The sequence below is a fragment of the Elusimicrobiota bacterium genome, assembly GCA_016788905.1.
Classification (GTDB): domain Bacteria; phylum Elusimicrobiota; class Elusimicrobia; order FEN-1173; family FEN-1173; genus JADKHR01.
In genome coordinates this window covers 1-18,109 of sequence record JAEURZ010000024.1, presented here as the reverse complement: position 1 = coordinate 18,109, position 18,109 = coordinate 1, and the positions used below count along the sequence as shown (strand labels likewise).

At 54.9% G+C, this 18,109-nt stretch carries 15 protein-coding genes; 6 read left to right on the top strand and 9 right to left on the bottom strand.

What is annotated here, in order from left to right; translation table 11 throughout:
* Entirely contained in the window at positions 1–1,725 is a 1,725-nt protein-coding gene (locus JNK54_09605; protein MBL8024516.1) for a glycogen/starch/alpha-glucan phosphorylase, read from the top strand.
* Here the strand turns inward: JNK54_09605 and JNK54_09600 are convergent.
* A complete protein-coding gene (locus JNK54_09600; GenBank protein MBL8024515.1) occupies positions 1,701–2,372 on the bottom strand; it encodes a VTT domain-containing protein in 672 nt (223 codons plus the stop codon). The genes JNK54_09605 and JNK54_09600 overlap by 25 nt on opposite strands.
* Between JNK54_09600 and JNK54_09595 the strand changes: the two genes are divergently transcribed.
* A complete protein-coding gene (locus tag JNK54_09595; GenBank protein MBL8024514.1) occupies positions 2,371–3,204 on the top strand; it encodes a M48 family metallopeptidase in 834 nt (277 codons plus the stop codon). The two genes, JNK54_09600 and JNK54_09595, sit on opposite strands and share 2 nt — an antisense overlap.
* Before the next feature lie 9 nt (positions 3,205–3,213).
* On the opposite strand, the gene JNK54_09590 is transcribed toward JNK54_09595, so the two are convergent.
* On the bottom strand, positions 3,214–3,852 hold the full coding sequence (locus tag JNK54_09590; protein MBL8024513.1) for a 2,3-bisphosphoglycerate-dependent phosphoglycerate mutase: 639 nt from the start codon (positions 3,850–3,852) through the stop codon (positions 3,214–3,216).
* Positions 3,853–3,962: 110 nt separating this feature from the next.
* Here JNK54_09590 and JNK54_09585 point away from each other — a divergent pair, with 110 nt between their 5' ends.
* The 4 genes from JNK54_09585 to JNK54_09570 all read left to right on the top strand — a co-directional run bounded on the left by JNK54_09585 (position 3,963) and on the right by JNK54_09570 (position 10,567).
* Complete coding sequence (locus JNK54_09585; GenBank protein MBL8024512.1) at positions 3,963–4,547, top strand: sigma-70 family RNA polymerase sigma factor; 585 nt, start codon at positions 3,963–3,965, stop codon at positions 4,545–4,547.
* A complete protein-coding gene (locus JNK54_09580; protein MBL8024511.1) occupies positions 4,544–5,644 on the top strand; it encodes a protease complex subunit PrcB family protein in 1,101 nt (366 codons plus the stop codon). The genes JNK54_09585 and JNK54_09580 overlap by 4 nt, the downstream gene beginning before the upstream one ends.
* Positions 5,645–5,747: 103 nt before the next feature.
* Complete coding sequence (locus JNK54_09575; protein MBL8024510.1) at positions 5,748–8,135, top strand: hypothetical protein; 2,388 nt, start codon at positions 5,748–5,750, stop codon at positions 8,133–8,135.
* On the top strand, positions 8,132–10,567 hold the full coding sequence (locus tag JNK54_09570; GenBank protein ID MBL8024509.1) for a hypothetical protein: 2,436 nt from the start codon (positions 8,132–8,134) through the stop codon (positions 10,565–10,567). Before JNK54_09575 ends, JNK54_09570 begins: the two co-directional genes overlap by 4 nt.
* 168 nt (positions 10,568–10,735) lie before the next feature.
* On the opposite strand, the gene JNK54_09565 is transcribed toward JNK54_09570, so the two are convergent.
* From JNK54_09565 to JNK54_09535, 7 genes are all read right to left on the bottom strand, one after another.
* Complete coding sequence (locus tag JNK54_09565) at positions 10,736–11,668, bottom strand: YihY/virulence factor BrkB family protein (GenBank protein ID MBL8024508.1); 933 nt, start codon at positions 11,666–11,668, stop codon at positions 10,736–10,738.
* Between the two features lie 8 nt (positions 11,669–11,676).
* Positions 11,677–12,861, bottom strand: coding sequence for a tyrosine--tRNA ligase (locus JNK54_09560; GenBank protein ID MBL8024507.1), 1,185 nt, complete (start codon positions 12,859–12,861; stop codon positions 11,677–11,679).
* Positions 12,858–13,985 (bottom strand): glycine oxidase ThiO, encoded by a 1,128-nt coding sequence (thiO, locus tag JNK54_09555; protein ID MBL8024506.1) that lies wholly within the window; start codon positions 13,983–13,985, stop codon positions 12,858–12,860. Before thiO ends, JNK54_09560 begins: the two co-directional genes overlap by 4 nt.
* Positions 13,982–15,100, bottom strand: coding sequence for a tRNA 2-thiouridine(34) synthase MnmA (gene mnmA, locus JNK54_09550; protein MBL8024505.1), 1,119 nt, complete (start codon positions 15,098–15,100; stop codon positions 13,982–13,984). Before mnmA ends, thiO begins: the two co-directional genes overlap by 4 nt.
* A complete protein-coding gene (locus JNK54_09545) occupies positions 15,097–15,450 on the bottom strand; it encodes an iron-sulfur cluster assembly scaffold protein (GenBank protein ID MBL8024504.1) in 354 nt (117 codons plus the stop codon). The genes mnmA and JNK54_09545 overlap by 4 nt, the downstream gene beginning before the upstream one ends.
* Entirely contained in the window at positions 15,450–16,676 is a 1,227-nt protein-coding gene (nifS, locus tag JNK54_09540) for a cysteine desulfurase NifS (protein MBL8024503.1), read from the bottom strand. Before nifS ends, JNK54_09545 begins: the two co-directional genes overlap by 1 nt.
* A 141-nt stretch (positions 16,677–16,817) precedes the next feature.
* Positions 16,818–17,963 (bottom strand): ATP-binding protein, encoded by a 1,146-nt coding sequence (locus JNK54_09535; GenBank protein MBL8024502.1) that lies wholly within the window; start codon positions 17,961–17,963, stop codon positions 16,818–16,820.
* Positions 17,964–18,109 lie beyond the last annotated feature (146 nt).

Here is an 18,109-nt window from a genome sequence, read left to right as displayed (position 1 = left end):
ATGAAGACACCAACAGACCTCCCCCTTCCCGCGGAACAACCCCCGCGCCGAATTTTGGAAGTGGCCATGGAAATGGCCCTCACTCCCGAAATTCTCTCTTCCATCGAGAAACGTTTTGGCCTGGAAGCCGCTCAAGCGGCAGGGATGTCCACCTCTGTGGGCGGGATTGGCCCTCTTCTTCGGGAACGGGTCATCGCTCAGGAGGAGTTGGGCGCCCGGGTGGTGGGGGTTTCGCTCCTCTACAACACCGTCTGGAGCCAAGCCTGGCACGACTGGAACCATTTGATTTTGGAACGAATCCCGGCGGGCCGGTACCTTCGAGAGGTTTTGAAGGACGCTGGGTTCAAACTGGATTTACCTCTCTTTGACGGCCGCACCATTTCGCTCAAGGTGTGGAAAGCCGCCTACGGGACTGGAGTGGTCTATTTCTTGGATTGCCCTGAAATAGGCGATGTGGTTTATCCCTGCTCCGAAGACGCCCCGGCCAACACAAACGACACCAACGCCTGGGCGGAACGTCAAAGACTTCTGCACAGTTGGGTGGTGGGACGAGGGGCCTTAGCCGTCGCCAAGGCCATTGGATTTAAGCCGGACGTGGTCGTCTTGAGCGAAACCCCAACGCTTTTTGGTCATCCCAAATTGGTCAACGACGAACTGGCGGGGGACCCGCTGTTTGAAACCTCGATCACCGTATTTAACGATCACACCCCATTGGAATACGCGCACCCCATCTGGCCAAAGGAAACCCTCGATCTGACGCGCATGAACCCCGCGTTGTATGGGCCCTTCCTGAAAGACGGTCGCATCGACATCACCCAAATGCTGGTGGCGGTTTCGGACGGGGCTTTCGGCGTGGCGGAGAAGCACGCTCGGGTCATGCGCGCCATGCCTTCCCTCCGCCCCCAGGCCGCGAAGATTCAACACGTCACCAATGGCGTCAGCGTCGCCTATTGGCAAAATCCCATTTTCACAAAGAGTGAGACCCTGTCGGACGAAGCCTTGATCGCCGCCAAAGAAAAATTGAAAGAAGAATTCATGGAATGGCTTTGGCGCCGAGCGTTGATGTGGCCCCATTGGGCCAAACAAGCGCGCCATGCCCCTATCGCTCTCTGGACACGCCGGATCACCAGTTACAAACGGTTGGACATTTTGGAACGCATGTTCCACGACCCCGTACGCCGCAAAAAGTTTTTGGATACCGGCGTCGTTTTGGTTGTGGGCGGGCGAATTTATCAGCGGGACAATGTCTCTGAAAAAATGGTTTATGGGCTCGTGGAATTCCTGAACCGAGACGAAGAGTTGGGCGAACGGGTGGTCTTCTTGCACAACTTTAATATCTGGGAAGCCCCGCGGCTTTTCTACGGGACAGACGGAGCCATCATGCTTTCAGACGACGGCCGGGAAGCCTCGGCCACTGGCTTTATGAAAGCCCAAATGAACGGCGCGGCCGTTATTGCAAACCCGGACGGCGCTGTCCCTGAATTCGTTTTCATTGAAGGTTCCGCTCCCGCGGGCCGCCAACCCAATGGGTTCGGCGTCAGCTATTCCAACGGCCAACCGGACCCCGACTCATTTTTACTCGGCCTTAAACAGTTCAGCGCCACCTATCGCGATCCGGCCCGCCGGGCCGCCATGATCCGCGCCGCTCTCGCGGTCACACCGCAGGTCAGCGTCACTCGCACCGCCCGCGAAATGGCAACTTACTTCGAATCGCTCTTGGGTTGATGATCCGATAAACCCTTTCTCACCCGGCGGCGAATGTAAAGGATCCCCCCCACCACGCTTCCCGCAATCACGATGGAAATCAGACTTTCAAAACGGTCCACCCCGTGAGCCAACTCCAACGCTTTCCCCCCCATCTGCCATCCCAAAAAAGACAACAGATAACAGCGCACAATGGTCCCTAAAACAGACCAAACGATGAAGAGACCCAGCGGGATTTTTAAAATTCCGCCCGCCATCGAGATGAGGGACAAAGGCACAACAGGTACCGCCCGCAAAAAGAAAAGGGAGATTTCTTCTCCCCGGCGCGAGAAGTGGCGACCGATGTCTTCCACATCCGACCATTGAAACCCCAGGAACTTCTGAAACTTATCCACAAAGACCTTGCCCCCGTAGTGGCCGAGATAATACATACCGATGGCCCCAATGGTCGAGGCCACCACCCCGGGAAGAACGATTTCAAGCGACGCCTTTAAAAACGCCGCCGCCCAAGAGGCCTCCGCGGGGATCAAAATGAACCCGGCGCCCATAATGATCGCGGGGGACGGAATAGGCACGATCACCTGCTCGATGAGAACTCCCACAAAAACGCTCCACCCGCCGTTCGTACGGAGGGCTTCCAAAATCCATTGGGTCACATGTCCGATCATGGGCGCGCCGCCCACCGTTTCGTTCTCTCCGCGCGTTTTATACAATAACCCTGTGAAAAAACAATTTCTTCTTGTGGCACTGGTGGCTCCTCTCTTTTTTTCGGCCTGCGCGACCATCCCCATTTCCGGCCGCCGATCGTTTAACATTGTCCCTGAAGACCAAGAAATGGCCCTGGGGATAGACGCCTACAAAGACATCGTGACCCAATCGAAGCGGTCCACCGATCCCGTGGCCACGGCCATGGTTCAGCGCGTGGGCGAACGGATCGCCCGGGTCTCCCATCGTCCGGATTACGCCTGGGAATATATTCTTATCGATGACCCAAAAAACCAAAACGCTTTTTGCCTTCCTGGCGGGAAAGTCGCCGTTTACACGGGAATCCTTCCCATCACCAAAACCGAAACCGGTCTGGCTGTCGTTCTGGGCCACGAGATCGCCCACGCCATCGCCAAACACGGGGCGGAACGAATGTCCCAACAACTTTTGATCAACCTGGGCGGCGAATCACTGGAAATCGCCCTGCGAAAGAAACCCACCGAAACCCGGCAAGCGGCCCTCCAGGCCTTTGGCCTGGGCGCCACTTTCGGAGCCGTTTTGCCTTTCGGTAGGAACCAAGAATCCGAAGCCGACCGAATGGGATTGATTTACATGGCCCAAGCGGGTTACGATCCTCGGGAAGCCCTAGCCTTCTGGCAACGCATGGACGCCGCTTCAAGCGGCCAGGCCCCACCCCAATTCATGTCCACCCACCCCAGCCACGAAACCCGCGTCCGAGATCTTGAGAAATGGTTACCGGAAGCGGAACAAATCTTCCAAACCAGCCCCCACTAAGAGGGTTCCCTACTTCAGAACGGTCTTCTTCTCCACACGCCCGCGTTCGTCTAATTCGTAGACGATGGGCACACCCGTATCGAGGTTCAATTCCAACACTTGCTCTTTCGTCAGTTTGTCGAGATCCATAACGATAGACCGCAAACTGTTGCCGTGAGCCGCCACCAAAATGGTTTCCCCATTCTTCACCCGAGGAAGGATGGCACTGTAAAAGTAGGGCAAGGTTCGGGCGGCCGTGTCTTTCAGGCTTTCCGAGATTCCTTCCGGGTTCATATCGGTTTTCTCATTCGGGGGGGGCACATCGTAACTCCGACGCCAAATTTTGACTTGGTCCGCCCCAAATTTTTTCGTGGTTTCTTCCTTGTTCAGTCCTTGCAGAGCGCCATAATGCCGCTCATTGAGCGCTTGATTTTTTTCAATGGGCAGATCCTTTTGTCCAATCACATCCAAGATTATCCCTAAAGTCTTCTGGGCCCGCTGAAGAACCGACGTAAACGCTTGGTTGAATTTTATTCCCTTCAAATGATTTCCCGCCCGACGGGCTTCTTTCTCTCCCGTTTCGGTCAGGGGGACATCCACCCACCCTGTAAATCGGTTATCCAAATTCCATTGCGACTGTCCGTGACGAACCAACACCAGTTTTCCCATGATCGAAACTCCTTAAGGGTGTATTAAATTCGGCCTATTATACGAACTTCTGACGCCCATGGAGTGCGCGTGAGGTTACCGGACTGTTTGGCTTTTGGTAACATTCCCCTGTGGAATCAGGGAACTTTTCAAGCTCAGCAGGGTCTAAACTTGAAGGAAGGGACTTCGAACCCCTCTTTCGTCAACACGGCGCGCGTATTTACGCCCTATCGGTTCGGCTCTGCGGGAACAGGTCCGATGGGGAAGACCTCGCCCAGGAAACGTTTCTGACAGCTTACCGGCGCCTTGGCCAGTTCCGCGGGGAAGCGGATTTCGGATCCTGGGTCTATCGAATTTGTGTCAATCTATGGAAGAACCGTGTGCGTTATGAAAAACGCCGCTCTTTTTGGAAACATATCTCACTCTTTGGCGGGAATAAGGACGATGACGATCCCCGTCCCATGGAAATCGCCGACCCCAAAGACCGGACAGACGCCCCTGCCGAATTGGCGGAACGCCATCGGCACGTCCGGGAAGCCATGGCCGGGCTGGATCCCCATGAGAGGGCGGCCCTCACGCTTCGGGAAATGGAAGACAAAACCTACGAGGAAATCGCCGATCTCTTGGGCCTCCCCCTAGGAACGGTAAAATCCCGGATCGCCCGAGCCCGTGCGACGTTAAAGGAACAGTTGGCACCCTTATTGAGGGACCTATGAACCACATCACAGACGAACAGCTCTCCGCCTTTCTCGATGACGCCCTTGCTCCAGGGGAAAGGGCCTCTATTGTGCGTGCCCTCGCTGGGTTACCCAAACTCCAAAAGGAGCTGGCCGACCTCAAACAACTGAAAAGCCTCCTGCGATCGGGCCCCCTCCCCGAACCACCTGAACAGTTTTTTACCAACGTCCTGAAAAAAGTGAAACATCGCCCGCGCCCATGGGGAACATGGACATTCTCTTTCCTCGGGGCGGCAGCGGCCGCCCTCCTTATGGTTTATGTCGTCCACGATTCAAAGCCCACGTTGTCCTTAGAAAAGGAAGAAAAACAGGTTCCCGCCACCGCCATGCTGCAGAGCACCATGGATTTTCAGGAAATGGCCCAAAGGGAATCCCTTGTGTCCAATCAAATTCTTTCCAAGGATGTCCATTCACCGAAAGAAAAACTCCTGGAAAGAAAAACAGCATGGGACAAATCTACTTTTCGCGGACAAGATGCTTCACTATTACCCCTGCAAGAGGCGGAAGACTTGGTATTGGAAAAGGACATGGCTAGAAAGGGACTTAACACCAGAGAGACTCTCCAAACGCCTCAACCAGCGTCCATGGCGCCCGCCCCCTCTTCAAAAAAAGACGTCGATCTTGGGATCGCCAGAGGAAAGCCGAGTGATCTTTCTCTCAAAAACAAACAGGCGCTCTCCCTAAAAGACGGTTCACCGCTCGAGACGTCCGCTCAAGAGTGGGCAGGAGAATACAGCGGCATCACCATTCCCCGCGAAGTCGTCGTTAGGGACGCCAAATCTTGGGCCGAACTATGGGCCGAACACCAGTCCCCCATGGGAACACCTGCCCCCACCCCTGAAATCAATTTCAATAACTATAGGGTTGTTGGAATTTTCCTAGGTGACCGAGGATCCAGCGGTTACAGTGTCCGAATACTTGGTATGCATAAGGAAAACAACGAATGGATCATCACTTACCAAGAAACGAAACCCAATACGTCCGGTGGCATAGGATTTTTAACCGTCATGACCCAACCCTACCACATCAAAGTCATCCCCCAATCCAACACTCCCGTTCGGTTCATAGAAAAATAATTAGAATCCACGAGAACTTTTTTGTCCTTCTGGTGTCGTAAGTTTGGAGCTAAAAATATATGCCCTTGCACAGACACCGTTTCTCCATTAGGATTAAAACCACATGAAAAAACTATTTCCCCTCCTCCTTTTCGTATTAAGCTGTCTTTCAACCTTTGCCCAGACCGAAGAAAAAACGTCCAACGCGAAACTTCGCCTGCCTTGGGAGATCCTGCAGGGGGTGCTCAAACTCGACGCGAAAGACGTACGCCTGACCTGGGAAGAATACCGGACTATTCTCCGCCTCACCAGTTCCAAGAAAGTTCCTGATTTCAGCATGTCCGGCGGGGATGTGATTTTGTCCCGGGAAGAATTCACCCGACTGGTCCAAAGCCTGATCCCTCCCGCCCTCCCCGCCGCCGAAGCCTTTGTTTCCAAGGCCTCTTATAAGGGGCAACTCCATGGAGACAGCGCTCTTTTCGCGGCTACCCTTCGGTTGGAAATCCCCCAGCGGCCCGCTCACCCGATCCGGTTCGACCTCTTCCCGGCCAACGTGGCTTTCCAAGAAATCAAACTAAACGACCGACACGCTTTAGCTGAAGTTGAAAATGGACGGCTCATCCTGACCATCGCCGAACCCGGGTCCCACAAAGTGACTCTTCACTTTTCCGTTCCTGTTCCGGAGTCCTACGCCTCACAGTCGATCACCATCCCCATCGCGCGAACCCCCATCACAGAATGGACTTTTGACATTTTTGAGCGAAATTTGGATATTGCGGTCCCCGCCGCCCTCCATCGGGAACTCTCCTCCGTAGAGAAAGGCACCCGGGTCCGTGTTCTTTTGCCTCCTTCCACCCAGGTCACCGCCACCTGGAACCCCCTGGCCCCCGACACCGCCAAGGGCCCCGCCCATGTGTATGCGGACGTGGATCACCTCATCTCTGTTCAAGAAGACGCCCTGCGCGTTGTCAGCCAAATCGGCCTTGATGTTTTACAAAACACCATCAACACGCTCACGTTGGATCTTCCGGATGGATTCACGGTTCTTGATGTAAAAGGCGACGCCGTTCGCGATTGGCAGGAAAACGGAGGTTCCCCAAGCACCCTTTCCATTCCCTTTAAAGCCGCTCGCAAGGGGCGGATGGATTTTGTCGTTATTCTGGAACGCGTCCTTCCCGTTGAAAAGACCACCACAATCTTCACCGGCCTCACGGTACGGGGCGCCGTTCGCCAGAGAGGTCATTTGGGCGTGGAGCTGAACAGCGACGCGGAACTTCCTCCCCCCGTGACAGAAGGGTTAGACCCCAAAGACCCCTTCCGAGAACTTCCCAGCACCCTGACGGGGCAAAGCACCCGGCTTCTTTTCGGTTACAAATATGTCAGAACCCCCTTTTCATTAGCCCTCACGCTCGCGCGGCATGAATCCGTCAATCTTATCCCCGCTGTTATTGACCGGGCCGAAGGAACCAGCGTCATTCGGCCCGATGGAAAAATCGTTCACCGGGTCACCTACTCTCTGCGAAGTTCCGCCAAACAATTTTTAGAAGTTTCCCTGCCCAAAGGGGCCCAACTCTGGAGCGCTTTTGTCGAAGGGGCACCGGTCAAACCCGTTCAAGGGGATGGAGATAAAACATTGATTCCTCTGGTCCGATCCCTGCGCGCCCCGAACAACGCCTTTCCGGTGGAACTCGTCTACTACGAAGAACGACCGCGCCTCTCTTTTTGGGGGCGCGAAAACCTTCAACTCCCTATTCCCGACGTTCTCGTGAGCCGCCTCCAATGGTCGGTCGTTACACCTCCCGATCAAAATTTCATCTATTTCGGCCGCGAGTTTGAAAAACCAGAGCGCCCCGGTTTCACCCCTTTCAAACAGATGTCCAAAGGGTTCATCGGGGGGCGCGCCGTTCGGTTCGCCTCAGCCGTCCCAACGGAAAATCAGGTGGAGCCAGACTCCGAAAGAACGAATCGGATGATGGACATTTCCTCTGAACAAGAGGTGGAATTTTCCGTGGCCCAAACATTAGTGGCTCCCCCCTCGGCCCATGACAAGCCCTCCCGGAAAACCAAAGAAGGCCTCGGAGCAGGGACATCGGCCACCGTGGGACTCTTACCCGTTCGGGTTGCGGTTCCCTCCATCGGGAACTCCGTCACCTACTCAAAAACACTGCCCGAACCCAACGCACTTCTGACTTTGCCCCTCTATCACGTGGCGGAATGGGTTAAATCTTTCCTCTGGTTCGTTCCCATGGGATTGCTCGCCCTTGGGACCTGGTTCTTCCGAAAAACGATCCGGAAACGTTTGAACGAGACGACCCCTCACTTTCAAAAATTTCTTCAAAAATACGGCGGGCAATTAACACCCTCCCGCACGCTCTTCTTTTGCCTCGTGGCACTTCTTGGGGCTTCTTACGGCCCCCGCCCACTATTCTGGTTCGTCCTGGTCTTTTTTTCAGGGGCACTCGTTCGATGGGTGCTGTCACTCTTTGATCCGTCCGAAGGAGAAAAAACATGAACATCTTTAAACCCCTTTTACTGGTCGGCCTTCTCGGGTTGGCCCTCCCTTCTTGGCCCGATGAGGTCCCCCACACGAGCGATGAGGGCTCTGGAGAGTTAAGCCTCCCCTGGACGGCTTTCGAAAAACTTCTTCGCCTGGACCAAGACAACGTGAACTTAACCTGGGACGAATTCCAACGTCTCGTGAAACAGACCGGGGTCCAAGAAATGCCCCCTTTCCAACTCCAAAACGGGAAAGTCTCCCTTTCCCGAACAGAATTCAAAACCCTCTTGGACCGAATGAAACTTCCCGCCGGTGAAGTTTCGAAAACCTTCTTGACCAAAGCCCTTTACACCGGGCGCGTCACGCGCAAAGGGGCGCTCCTCACGGCCACGATTTCACTGCAAACCATGAATGAGGGTTCTGTGTTCACCCCCACCCGAATCCCCCTTTTCCCCGGGGACATCGCTTTTGAAGATATCCTTCTGGATGGGAAACCCGCTTTGATTGAAAACGTTAACGGCTGGACCTCGGTCACGTCCCCCACCCCAGGAGCCCACCAAGTCACGGCCATCTTTTCCCTCCCCGCTTCCTTGGACAAGGAACCTTACCGATTGAATTTCAATATCCCAGAGACCCCCATCACCCAAATCGACCTCCTTTTGGCCGCCCCCAACCTGGATGCCCGTGTGGAGGGGGCCTCCCAGGTCCAGGCGTCTCCCGGAGAAGGGGGTACCCGGGTTCGGGCCAGCCTCCCTCAATCAAAATCCGTTAACATTTCCTGGAACGCCGTTGAGCCGGAAAGCACCAAAGGGCCCGCCAAAATTTACGCCACGGTTCACCACGTGGTTTCCGTCCAAGACGACGTGGTGCGGGTCACCGCTAAAATCGAACTGGACGTCCTGCAAAACACCATCAATAATTTGTCCCTTATTGTGCCTGAAGGGTACACCCGATGGGACGTGACCGGCGAAGCCGTGGGCGAATGGAAACTCCGGGGAGAAGGGGATCGCACTCTCTTCATTCCCTTCGCTTACGCCCGCAAAGGCCGGTTTGATGTCCTGTTGAAGGCGGAACACTCGCTTAAAGAGAAAGAAGACGCCGTGATGTTCGGCGGATTTCAAGTGTTGGGCGCGGTCCGAGAAAGCGGCGATCTTCTGGTTGAGAAAGGGACAAACGGGGAAGTCAAGGTGTCGGAAAAGACGGGGCTCAGCCGGTTGGACGTGAGGGAAATTCCCGACGCCCTGAAAAACCTGTCCACCCAAACATTCCTGGAAGCCTTCAAATACATCCGCCCCCCCATCCACCTAGGGCTAGACATCCAACGGCACGAAGAGGTGGCGGTCGTGTCCACCCTCATCGATTCCGCCAACGCCGTCACCCTGGTCCAAAAAGATGGAAAATGTGTGACGCACCTCACGCTCACGGTTCGGAACACCGCCCGCCAGTTCGTTGAACTCAAACTTCCCACCGGGGCGGAAGTGTGGTCTGTTTTCGTGGAGGGTCGATCGGCCCGCGCTTCCAAAAACGAAGCCGGCGCCACCCTGATCCCGCTCAACCGATCCCGGATCGAGGGACAAACCCTAGCCCCCTTTGAAGTGGAGGTCATGTATTACCGCAATTTAGGTCGCCCCGGCCTGGGCGGAACCCAATACCTGGAAGTGCCCAACCTTGATCTTAAAGTCAGCCAACTTCTCTGGTCTGTTTACCTCCCCACCAACCGAAATGTCCTTTACTTCGGTGGCTCGGTGGACAAAGAAAAAGAGGCGGAAGGCGTTCAACCGCTCCTTTCCATCGTTCGAGGGAAAATGCGCGTCCTGAAACAGCTCTCGGAAACGGCCTCGGACGAAGTATTCCAGAATTTCTCCGTGGCATCCGCGGCCACCCGAAACGCCCGAATCCATAAGGCTCGTCAATCCGCTCAGTATTCCATGAAAAGCGATTTTGACGAGTCCCAAGGGATCACCGAAACGGCCTACGCCCAACAGGTGGAACGGGAAATCAATTTCTTCAGTAACGTGAACCGCCCTCAGAACACAGGAGGGATAGGCGATGGGGCCCCGCTCCGCATCCAGGTGCCGAACGCGGGCCAGGTGTATCGGTTCTCCAAAGTTTTGGTGCAGGAAAATGAACCGGTCAATCTCCACGTGACCCATGCCCATTCGGCCTTGGTGAAAGGGTTGAAAGGATTGGGTATTTTCGTCCTTCTGTTCTTCTTTTTCCGCGTCATCCCCCGTGCCCTCCGTTCTCTTCGGGCACTTTCTGCCCGCTACCCCAAAGAACTCGCGTGGCTCAAGACCCCAGCGGGAACGACAGTGGTTTTGTTTGTTGGGGCCTTTCTCCTCACCTTCGTTTCCCGCTTTCTCGCGGTCATAGCGTTCCTGGGAGGCATCGGGGCCGGCGTTCGGTGGGGATGGGGGCTTTTGTCCCGTAAAAGGGATCCCTCATGAAATCGCCCATGGAAATTCTGTTGGGCCGGAAAAAGGCGGATTGGCGCCGACGGGATCGGTGGGCCCTGCGGTTGCTGGTGGGGGGGATGGGTCTCTTCTCTTTTCAAGCACTGAAGGGAATTCTTATACTGCTTCATGGGGTTTACGGCACGCCCCCGAGCGTTTTTCTTACCCTCTGGGGTGTCCTGTGGACCCTCGGTCTCCTGGTCGTGGTGGAACGACGGATCCGTCCAACAGCTCTTTCCGATGGGCCCACGCCCACGTAAATTCGGCGCCCAACAGAAAGATTTGTGCGGTGAAATAAATCCAGATCAACACCAGCATCAGGGATGTGGCCGCCCCAAAAATGGACCAAAATTTAATCACGCTGAAATAAAAACCTACCCCATAAACACCCACCGTCACCAAGATTGACGTAACGAACGATCCCACCCACACATCCCGCCATCGAAGTTTTAGAGCGGGGAGAAACTTATAAACCATCCCCCAAAAAAGCATGAGCGCCGCCAGAAATAGGCCAAGGTTCATGGCCCACCAAAAAGGGAATTGTTCAAGGAACGGGGCCCACGGATCCAAAAAACTTCGCACCAAACCCAAGCCCGCGTTCAAACTCGCAAAGAACACCACCAAAAAACCAACGCCCATGACCATACCAAAAGAGGTTAACCGGGTCACCAGGGCCCCCCCGACGCCCTGTTTCGGCGAACATTCCCAAACCATGTTGAGCGCGCGCTGAAGATTACTAAACATAATGGAAGCTACCCACAAGAGAATCGCCAAACTGGCCACCGTGGCCCCGCGCAACTGTTTCTGAGAGGCCTGCACCACCAGCATTTCTAAAGGCCGCGCGATTTGTTCTCCCATCATGCCTTCCAAAACGGGAGCCAATTGGTTCATGGAGGCGGCGGGCCCTAATATCTTCCCGCTGATGGCGAGCGCAAGAATAAAGAGAGGTATAAGCGAAATGATGGTGTAATAGGCCAAACCGGCGGCGATCAGGGAACAATGATCTTCCTGCCAATGTCGAACCGTAATTCGAATCAGTTTAAAGGCGCGAAGTGTCCAATTCAACAAACCGCCAGGGAGAGATGAAAAACCCATAGAATAATTTAGGAGGCCGGCGAAACCAATCGCCGAAACTGACGCTTGCCCACTTTGAGAAGCAACGGCCCATGGACCGTGATGTCCCTGTCATCGGGAACACGCTCCCCGGCCAATTCCACGGCGCCCTGTTGAATCAAGCGACGGGCCTCGTTTTTAGAGGGAGCCACCTTCGATTCCACCAGAATTTCCGAAAGACGTTGCGGCGATCGACTGAGCACATGCTCCACAATATCTTGAGGCACCTCCCGTTTTGAAAAGACCTTTTCAAACTCCGCCCGGGCCGCCGCACCGGCCGACGGGCCGTGAAATCGGTCCACCAAAACCTCTCCCAATTTCTTTTTGGCCTCCATGGGATGACCCGCTTGGAGCGCTGGAACATCTTGATCCGTGAGGAGTTCAAAGTATTTCCACATCATGTCGTCCGAGAGAGAAAGGACCTTTCCAAACATGTCCCCCGGCGCATCGCTTAACGTAATGGCGTTCCCATAGGATTTGGACATCTTTCGCACTCCGTCCGTCCCTTCCAAAAGAGGGAGTGTCAGAACCACCTGGGACGTTTGTCCGAAATCTTTCTGAATTTCTCGACCCATTAGAAGATTGAACAGCTGGTCTGTCCCCCCCATTTCCACGTCGGCCTTCACCGCCACGGAATCGTATCCCTGCATCAGGGGGTAAAGGAGTTCCAGGAGCGAAATGGGCGTGTTGGACGCTAAGCGTTTTTGAAAATCATCCCGCTCGGTCAGTTGCTGGAGGGTGTGCTTCCCCATCAAGCTCAAAATTCGTCGGGAGGGATCGGCGTCGGTGTTGGCGAAAAGGGGCATTAACCATTCTGAATTCCAGCGAACCTCCGTTCGCGTTTTGTCCAACACCTTGAACACCTGGGCCAAATAGGTTTCGGCGTTGGCCGCCACCGCTTCAACCGTCAGGGGGGGACGTGTTTCGGAACGGCCGGACGGATCACCGATCCGCGCCGTGTAATCACCGATAATGAGGACCGCCGTATGCCCGGCGTCTTGAAACGATCGAAGCCTGTTTAAGGAAACCGTGTGTCCCAGGTGGAGGTCCGGCGCGGTGGGGTCCACCCCGTATTTCACCCGGAGCGGTCGGTTTTGAGAAACTTTTGTCTCCAGTTCCTGACGCGAGAAAACCTGAACGGCTCCCCGCAGGAGAGATTCCAATAAAGAGATCATTTCCCCCCCTTGCCGTGAAACCGTTCCGGAGAAAAAGGCGCTCCCAAGGGATCCCAACGTCCATCCAAAATTCCGTCCGCCATAAATTGGCCCGCGAAAGGAGAAAGTAAGATCCCCGACTTGAAATGACCGGCCGATATAAAAAGGTTATCGTAGTCCCACAACCGGCCCATGATCGGCCAAGAATCCGCCGTTCCCGGACGCAATCCCGCTTGAAATTCCACCACAGGCAACCCACTCAACCCCGGACACCAAAGCGCGGCCCAGTCCGCCAAGTTGCGCTGGGCCTCCAAGGTCGGCTGAGCGTTAAAACCCACCCGTTCTTCCGTGGCTCCGATCACCAATCGCCCATCGGGGTGGGGAACCACATACCCCGACGTGGCATACACGGGGCCTCGAAAAGCCCGGGGAACGCCCGCCAAAACCATCAGTTCTCCTTTCACGGGTTCCAGCGGAAGAGAAATCCGCAGTTGGTCCAAGAGAAACGATGTCCAGGCCCCCGCCGCCAAAACCACTTGATCGCACGAGATCAAATCATCCTTGGTTCGCACCCCAGCCACCCGCCGGCGATCACGCACCAATTCCAGAGGAGGGGGAACGTGATCCAGAAACCGCACCCCTTTCCGCCGGGAAGCCTCGGCCAGAGCCTGCACCCATTGTCCGGATTCAATTTGAGCATCGGAGGGGCAAAACAGAGCCCCCCTATTTTCGCCGATCCCAGGGTGAACTCCCTTAAGGACATCAGGCTCTACCCATTCCACGGAGAGAGCCCGTTCCTCCTGCCAGCGTTTTTTTTCCAAAAGGATTATTTTGTCCTGCTCGGAAGCGGCCGCGTGCCAAACACCGCTCACTTCAAACTCCGGGTCCATGCCGGAGGTTTCGATGATTTCGTCCACCAAAGAAGGGAAAAGGGCCCGGCTCGCCCGCCGCAGATCGAAAAAGGCGTCGGGGGCCTCCGCTTCCATTTGGGCGGCCAAAATACCCGCCGTCAAAGACAAGGCATGACCGCCAATGGCACGCTTATCCACCACCATCACTTTCGCGCCTTTCCGTGCCAAATGGAAAGCGGTGGAACACCCAATCACCCCACCGCCCACCACCACCACATCAAAGGAATGGTTCAACCTTGACTCCCCGCCACGTGCCGTTGACCTGAAACCGCCCGACACAACGTTCCCCCACCGATCACACGATCTCCTTCGTAAAACACCGCCGCTTGCCCCGGCGCCACCGCCCGTTGCGGCTCATTGAACCGAACAAGCACGCCCAATGGGATCGGCGTCACCAGAGCCTCCGCCGCCACATGGCGGGACCGAATCTGAACCGAAACATGAACTGGCTCGGGAGGAGGAACGCCCAAAGACCAAACGACTTCCCTCACCTCCACTTCGCCCACCGCCGTATCGTCGTCTTCCCCCACGATCATGGTATTTGTGACGGGATCCAGATCCACCACATAGACCGGTCGACCAAGAGATATCCCTAACCCACTTCGTTGACCCCGCGTGTAGTAGGCCACACCCCGGTGCTCCCCCAACACACGACCTTCCACAGATTTGATGGGCCCCGGTGAAAGGGAAGGGGCCGCCCGTTGCGTTTCCCCCGCTCGGAATTTCACAAAACCCGCCGTGTCCGCCCCAGGCACAAAACAGATTTCCATACTCTCGTCTTTCGCCGCGGTCTTTAAATTAAACCGGCGAGCCGCGTCTCGAACTTCGGGTTTGGTCATCCCGCCTATGGGAAATTGGAGTTGGGCCAATTCCGCCTGACCCAAATGGTAGAGCACGTAGGATTGATCTTTATTGGGATCCTTGCCTCGACAAAGAAAGCGCATCGCTTTCCCTCCCGATTCGCCCACCTCGATTTGCGCGTAATGGCCTGTGGCCACCGCATCGGCCCCTAACGCCACCGCCTTTTTCAAGAGCGCGTCAAATTTAACAAACCGATTGCACGCGATACAGGGGTTCGGCGTTTCCCCAGACAAATAAGAATCGACGAAGGGATCCAAAATATTCTTCTGAAATGTGTTGGCGAAATCCAGAACGTAGTGGGGAACCCCCAACCCCGCGCACACGGCGCGGGCGTCATCGATGTCACGGGTGGAGCCGCAACACCCAAACCCGGTTTCCTGACGCAGAAGTTTTAACGTGGCTCCGATCACCCGGTGGCCTTGCTCTTTCAGGAGCGCCGCCGCTACGGAAGAGTCCACCCCACCGGACATGGCCACCAAGATGTTCATCGACTGTCCAAGGCGGATTTAAGGGCCTGTTCCGCCAACACCGAACAATGCATTTTAATGGGCGGCAAACCGCCCAAGGCCTCGGCCACCTGAACATTGGTGATGGCCTTTAATTCCGACTCCGTCTTTCCCTTCACCATTTCCGTCAAAATAGAGGAGGTGGCAATGGCGGCCCCGCATCCAAAGGTTTTAAACGTGGCCCGGGAAACCCGCCCGTTTTCGAATTTAAGATACAACCGCAAAATATCGCCGCAGGTGGGACTGCCGGCTTTGCCCACCGCGTCGGCGTCCGGCATGTCTCCCACGTTCCGTGGGTTTTGAAAATGGTCCATGACTTTAGGGGAATACATTATTTCGCCGCTATTTCTTTCATTCGATCTTCCCAAAGGGGAGACAGGGTCCGCAACCGATCCACCGCTTTAGGAATCACGTCCAAAGCCACATCGATATCGGCCTCCGTATTGAAATGTCCCAGAGAAAACCGGACGCTCCCGTGAATCCGGTCCGGGGGAACCCCAATGGCTTTCAACACGTGAGAGGGTTCCAACATTCCCGACGCACACGCCGACCCAGTGGACACTTCCAACCCCGGAACATGGTCGTTTTTGAGGGTAAACCCCGCTTGATCCAAAGCCAACACCAAGGATTCCCCTTCCACCGAATCAAAGGCCAGATTGGTGGTGTTTCCCAACCGTTCCGTGGGATGACCGTTTAAATACACAAAGGGGATCCGGTCCAATAGCCCTTTCTCCAACCGATCTCGAAGAGCCCGCACCCGTGGCCCCTCCGTGGAGATCTCTTTAAAGGCCAGCTCACACGCCACACCAAACCCCACCGCGCCCGGCACGTTTTCCGTCCCCGCCCGCCGTTTCTTTTCGTGGGCGCCACCGTGTAAAATCGGGTGAAGCTCCACCCCGCGCCGAATATACAACGCGCCGATCCCCTTGGGTCCGTACAATTTGTGCCCTGAAAGGGAAGCCAAATCCACCGGCCAATTTTTAAGGTCCAGGGGCTCTTTTCCAACGGATTGAACCGCGTCCGTATGAAACAAAACCCCGGCCTCTCGACACACGGCCCCCAATTCCCGAATAGGCTGAAGGGTCCCGATTTCATTATTGGCGGTCATAATGGAAACCAGCAGGGTTTCCGGCCGAAGGGCACGGCGCAGGTCATCGGGCGACACGCGGCCAAACGAATCCACGGGCAACCGGGTCACTTCAAAACCGTGTTCCTTTTCGAGATAATCACACGGATGGAGGACAGCGTGATGTTCAACGGAACTGGTGATCAGATGCCGCCCCTCCTCCCGATGGGCAAAGGCGGCCCCAATCAAAGCGAAATTGTCCGATTCCGTACCCCCCGAAGTAAAAACGATCTCCTGGGGGTCCGCCGCGCCAATAAGGGCCGCCACTTTCTCCCGGGCTGATTCCATGACCGCGTGGGCCCCTTGTCCTAACGAATGAAGGCTCGAGGGATTGCCGTATCCATCGTCCGACCGAAAAAAAGGCGCCAGTGCCTCAAAGACCTCCCCCCGCACCGGGGTAGTCGCGTTATTATCGAAATAGATGGGTTTCATATTTGTCTGAAATTTTATCATTTCCCGACGTAAATGATCGCCTTAAGAAAAATTTCTTCTTAAAAAATCAGCGGGGGATAAAATGGGAATTCGTCGAAAAGATCCCAATGGAAGGAATTGACGCGCGATAGGGCAGGGATTTCAGAAGATGGTTTTTTCCCAAAGGTTTTTTAAAAAGATCTCCACGGGAAGAATTTCAACACCCTCATCGGTATGGCGAGGGCGAGGTTCCCGACACACCACTATTCTTTTTTTAAAACACCGCTCCTCACTGAGCGCCAGAAGCCCACTGTAATCAGAGGGGGAAACGGCGGTTTTTGATTTGACCTCAATGGCCACATCATCCCCCACCAGGAAATCGACTTCATAGTGGGACTGACGTGAACGCCAATAGGTCAGGGAATCTTCCTTCCGTTCGTAATTCAAGAAGGCCCTCAGTTCAAGAAAAACGAGGTGCTCCAACCCGTGGCCAAAAGCGTGAGACCCCGGCTGAAGGTTAGACTGTTTTTTAAGAACGTTCGCCACGCCCAGGTCAAAAAGGTAAAACTTGGCTGTGGATACAGGTTTTCGCTTGGTGGTTTTTTGGTAGGCGGGGAGCTCGTCCCCCAATAACGTATCCGTTAAAATTCGGTAATGCTCTCGAACTGTCCGCGCGGGAACCTGGGCGTCATTGGCCACGGAGGTATAATTTAATTGCTCCCCACTGGAGAGACCAGCCACTTCTAAAAAACGGGAAAACCCTTCAATGGAACGTGTTAATCCCTCCGCTTGAATCTCCTCTTTAAGATAAGTCCCCACATACGCCTTGAGCTCCTCGGCAAAATCCTCAGAAGAATAAATCGCGGGCAGTCCACCCCGGTTCAGCCTTTGGACCAGGGAGCCCTCCGGGATTTCTGGGGAAACCAAAGGGTGGAGAGAACAGCTCCAAGCCCGACCCCCTAAAAGATTGGCGTTCCCTCGCTTTAACTTCCGCGCACTGCTTCCTGTTAAAATGGCCCGTAGTGACTTATTCCGATCCAACAAAAGTTGAATTTCATCCAACAACATGGGAAGTTTTTGTATTTCGTCTACGATAAGCAACGATTGATGGGCGGGCAACAACGATTGTCGAAGAGACTCGGGACGCGCTGTCAATTCCCGAAAAGTGTCGGCTTCCAATAGGTCAATGTAGGTCGCCTCAGGGAAAAGAAGGCGAAGGAGAGAGCTTTTGCCCGTTTGCCGAGGTCCAAACAGGAAAAAGGATTTCCTCGCAACAAGTGATTTTAAATCAATAATTCTGTTATACACGCATATATCATGCCAAATTTATCGTTAAATCGGCAACTTATGTGCGGATTTTATTGTCACGGTGCCTGAGCCGTCACCTGAACTTTTATGGTTTGCTGGGCCACGGTCGTGGTCGTGGTGGGGAAATCCATCCGAATCCACAAGGT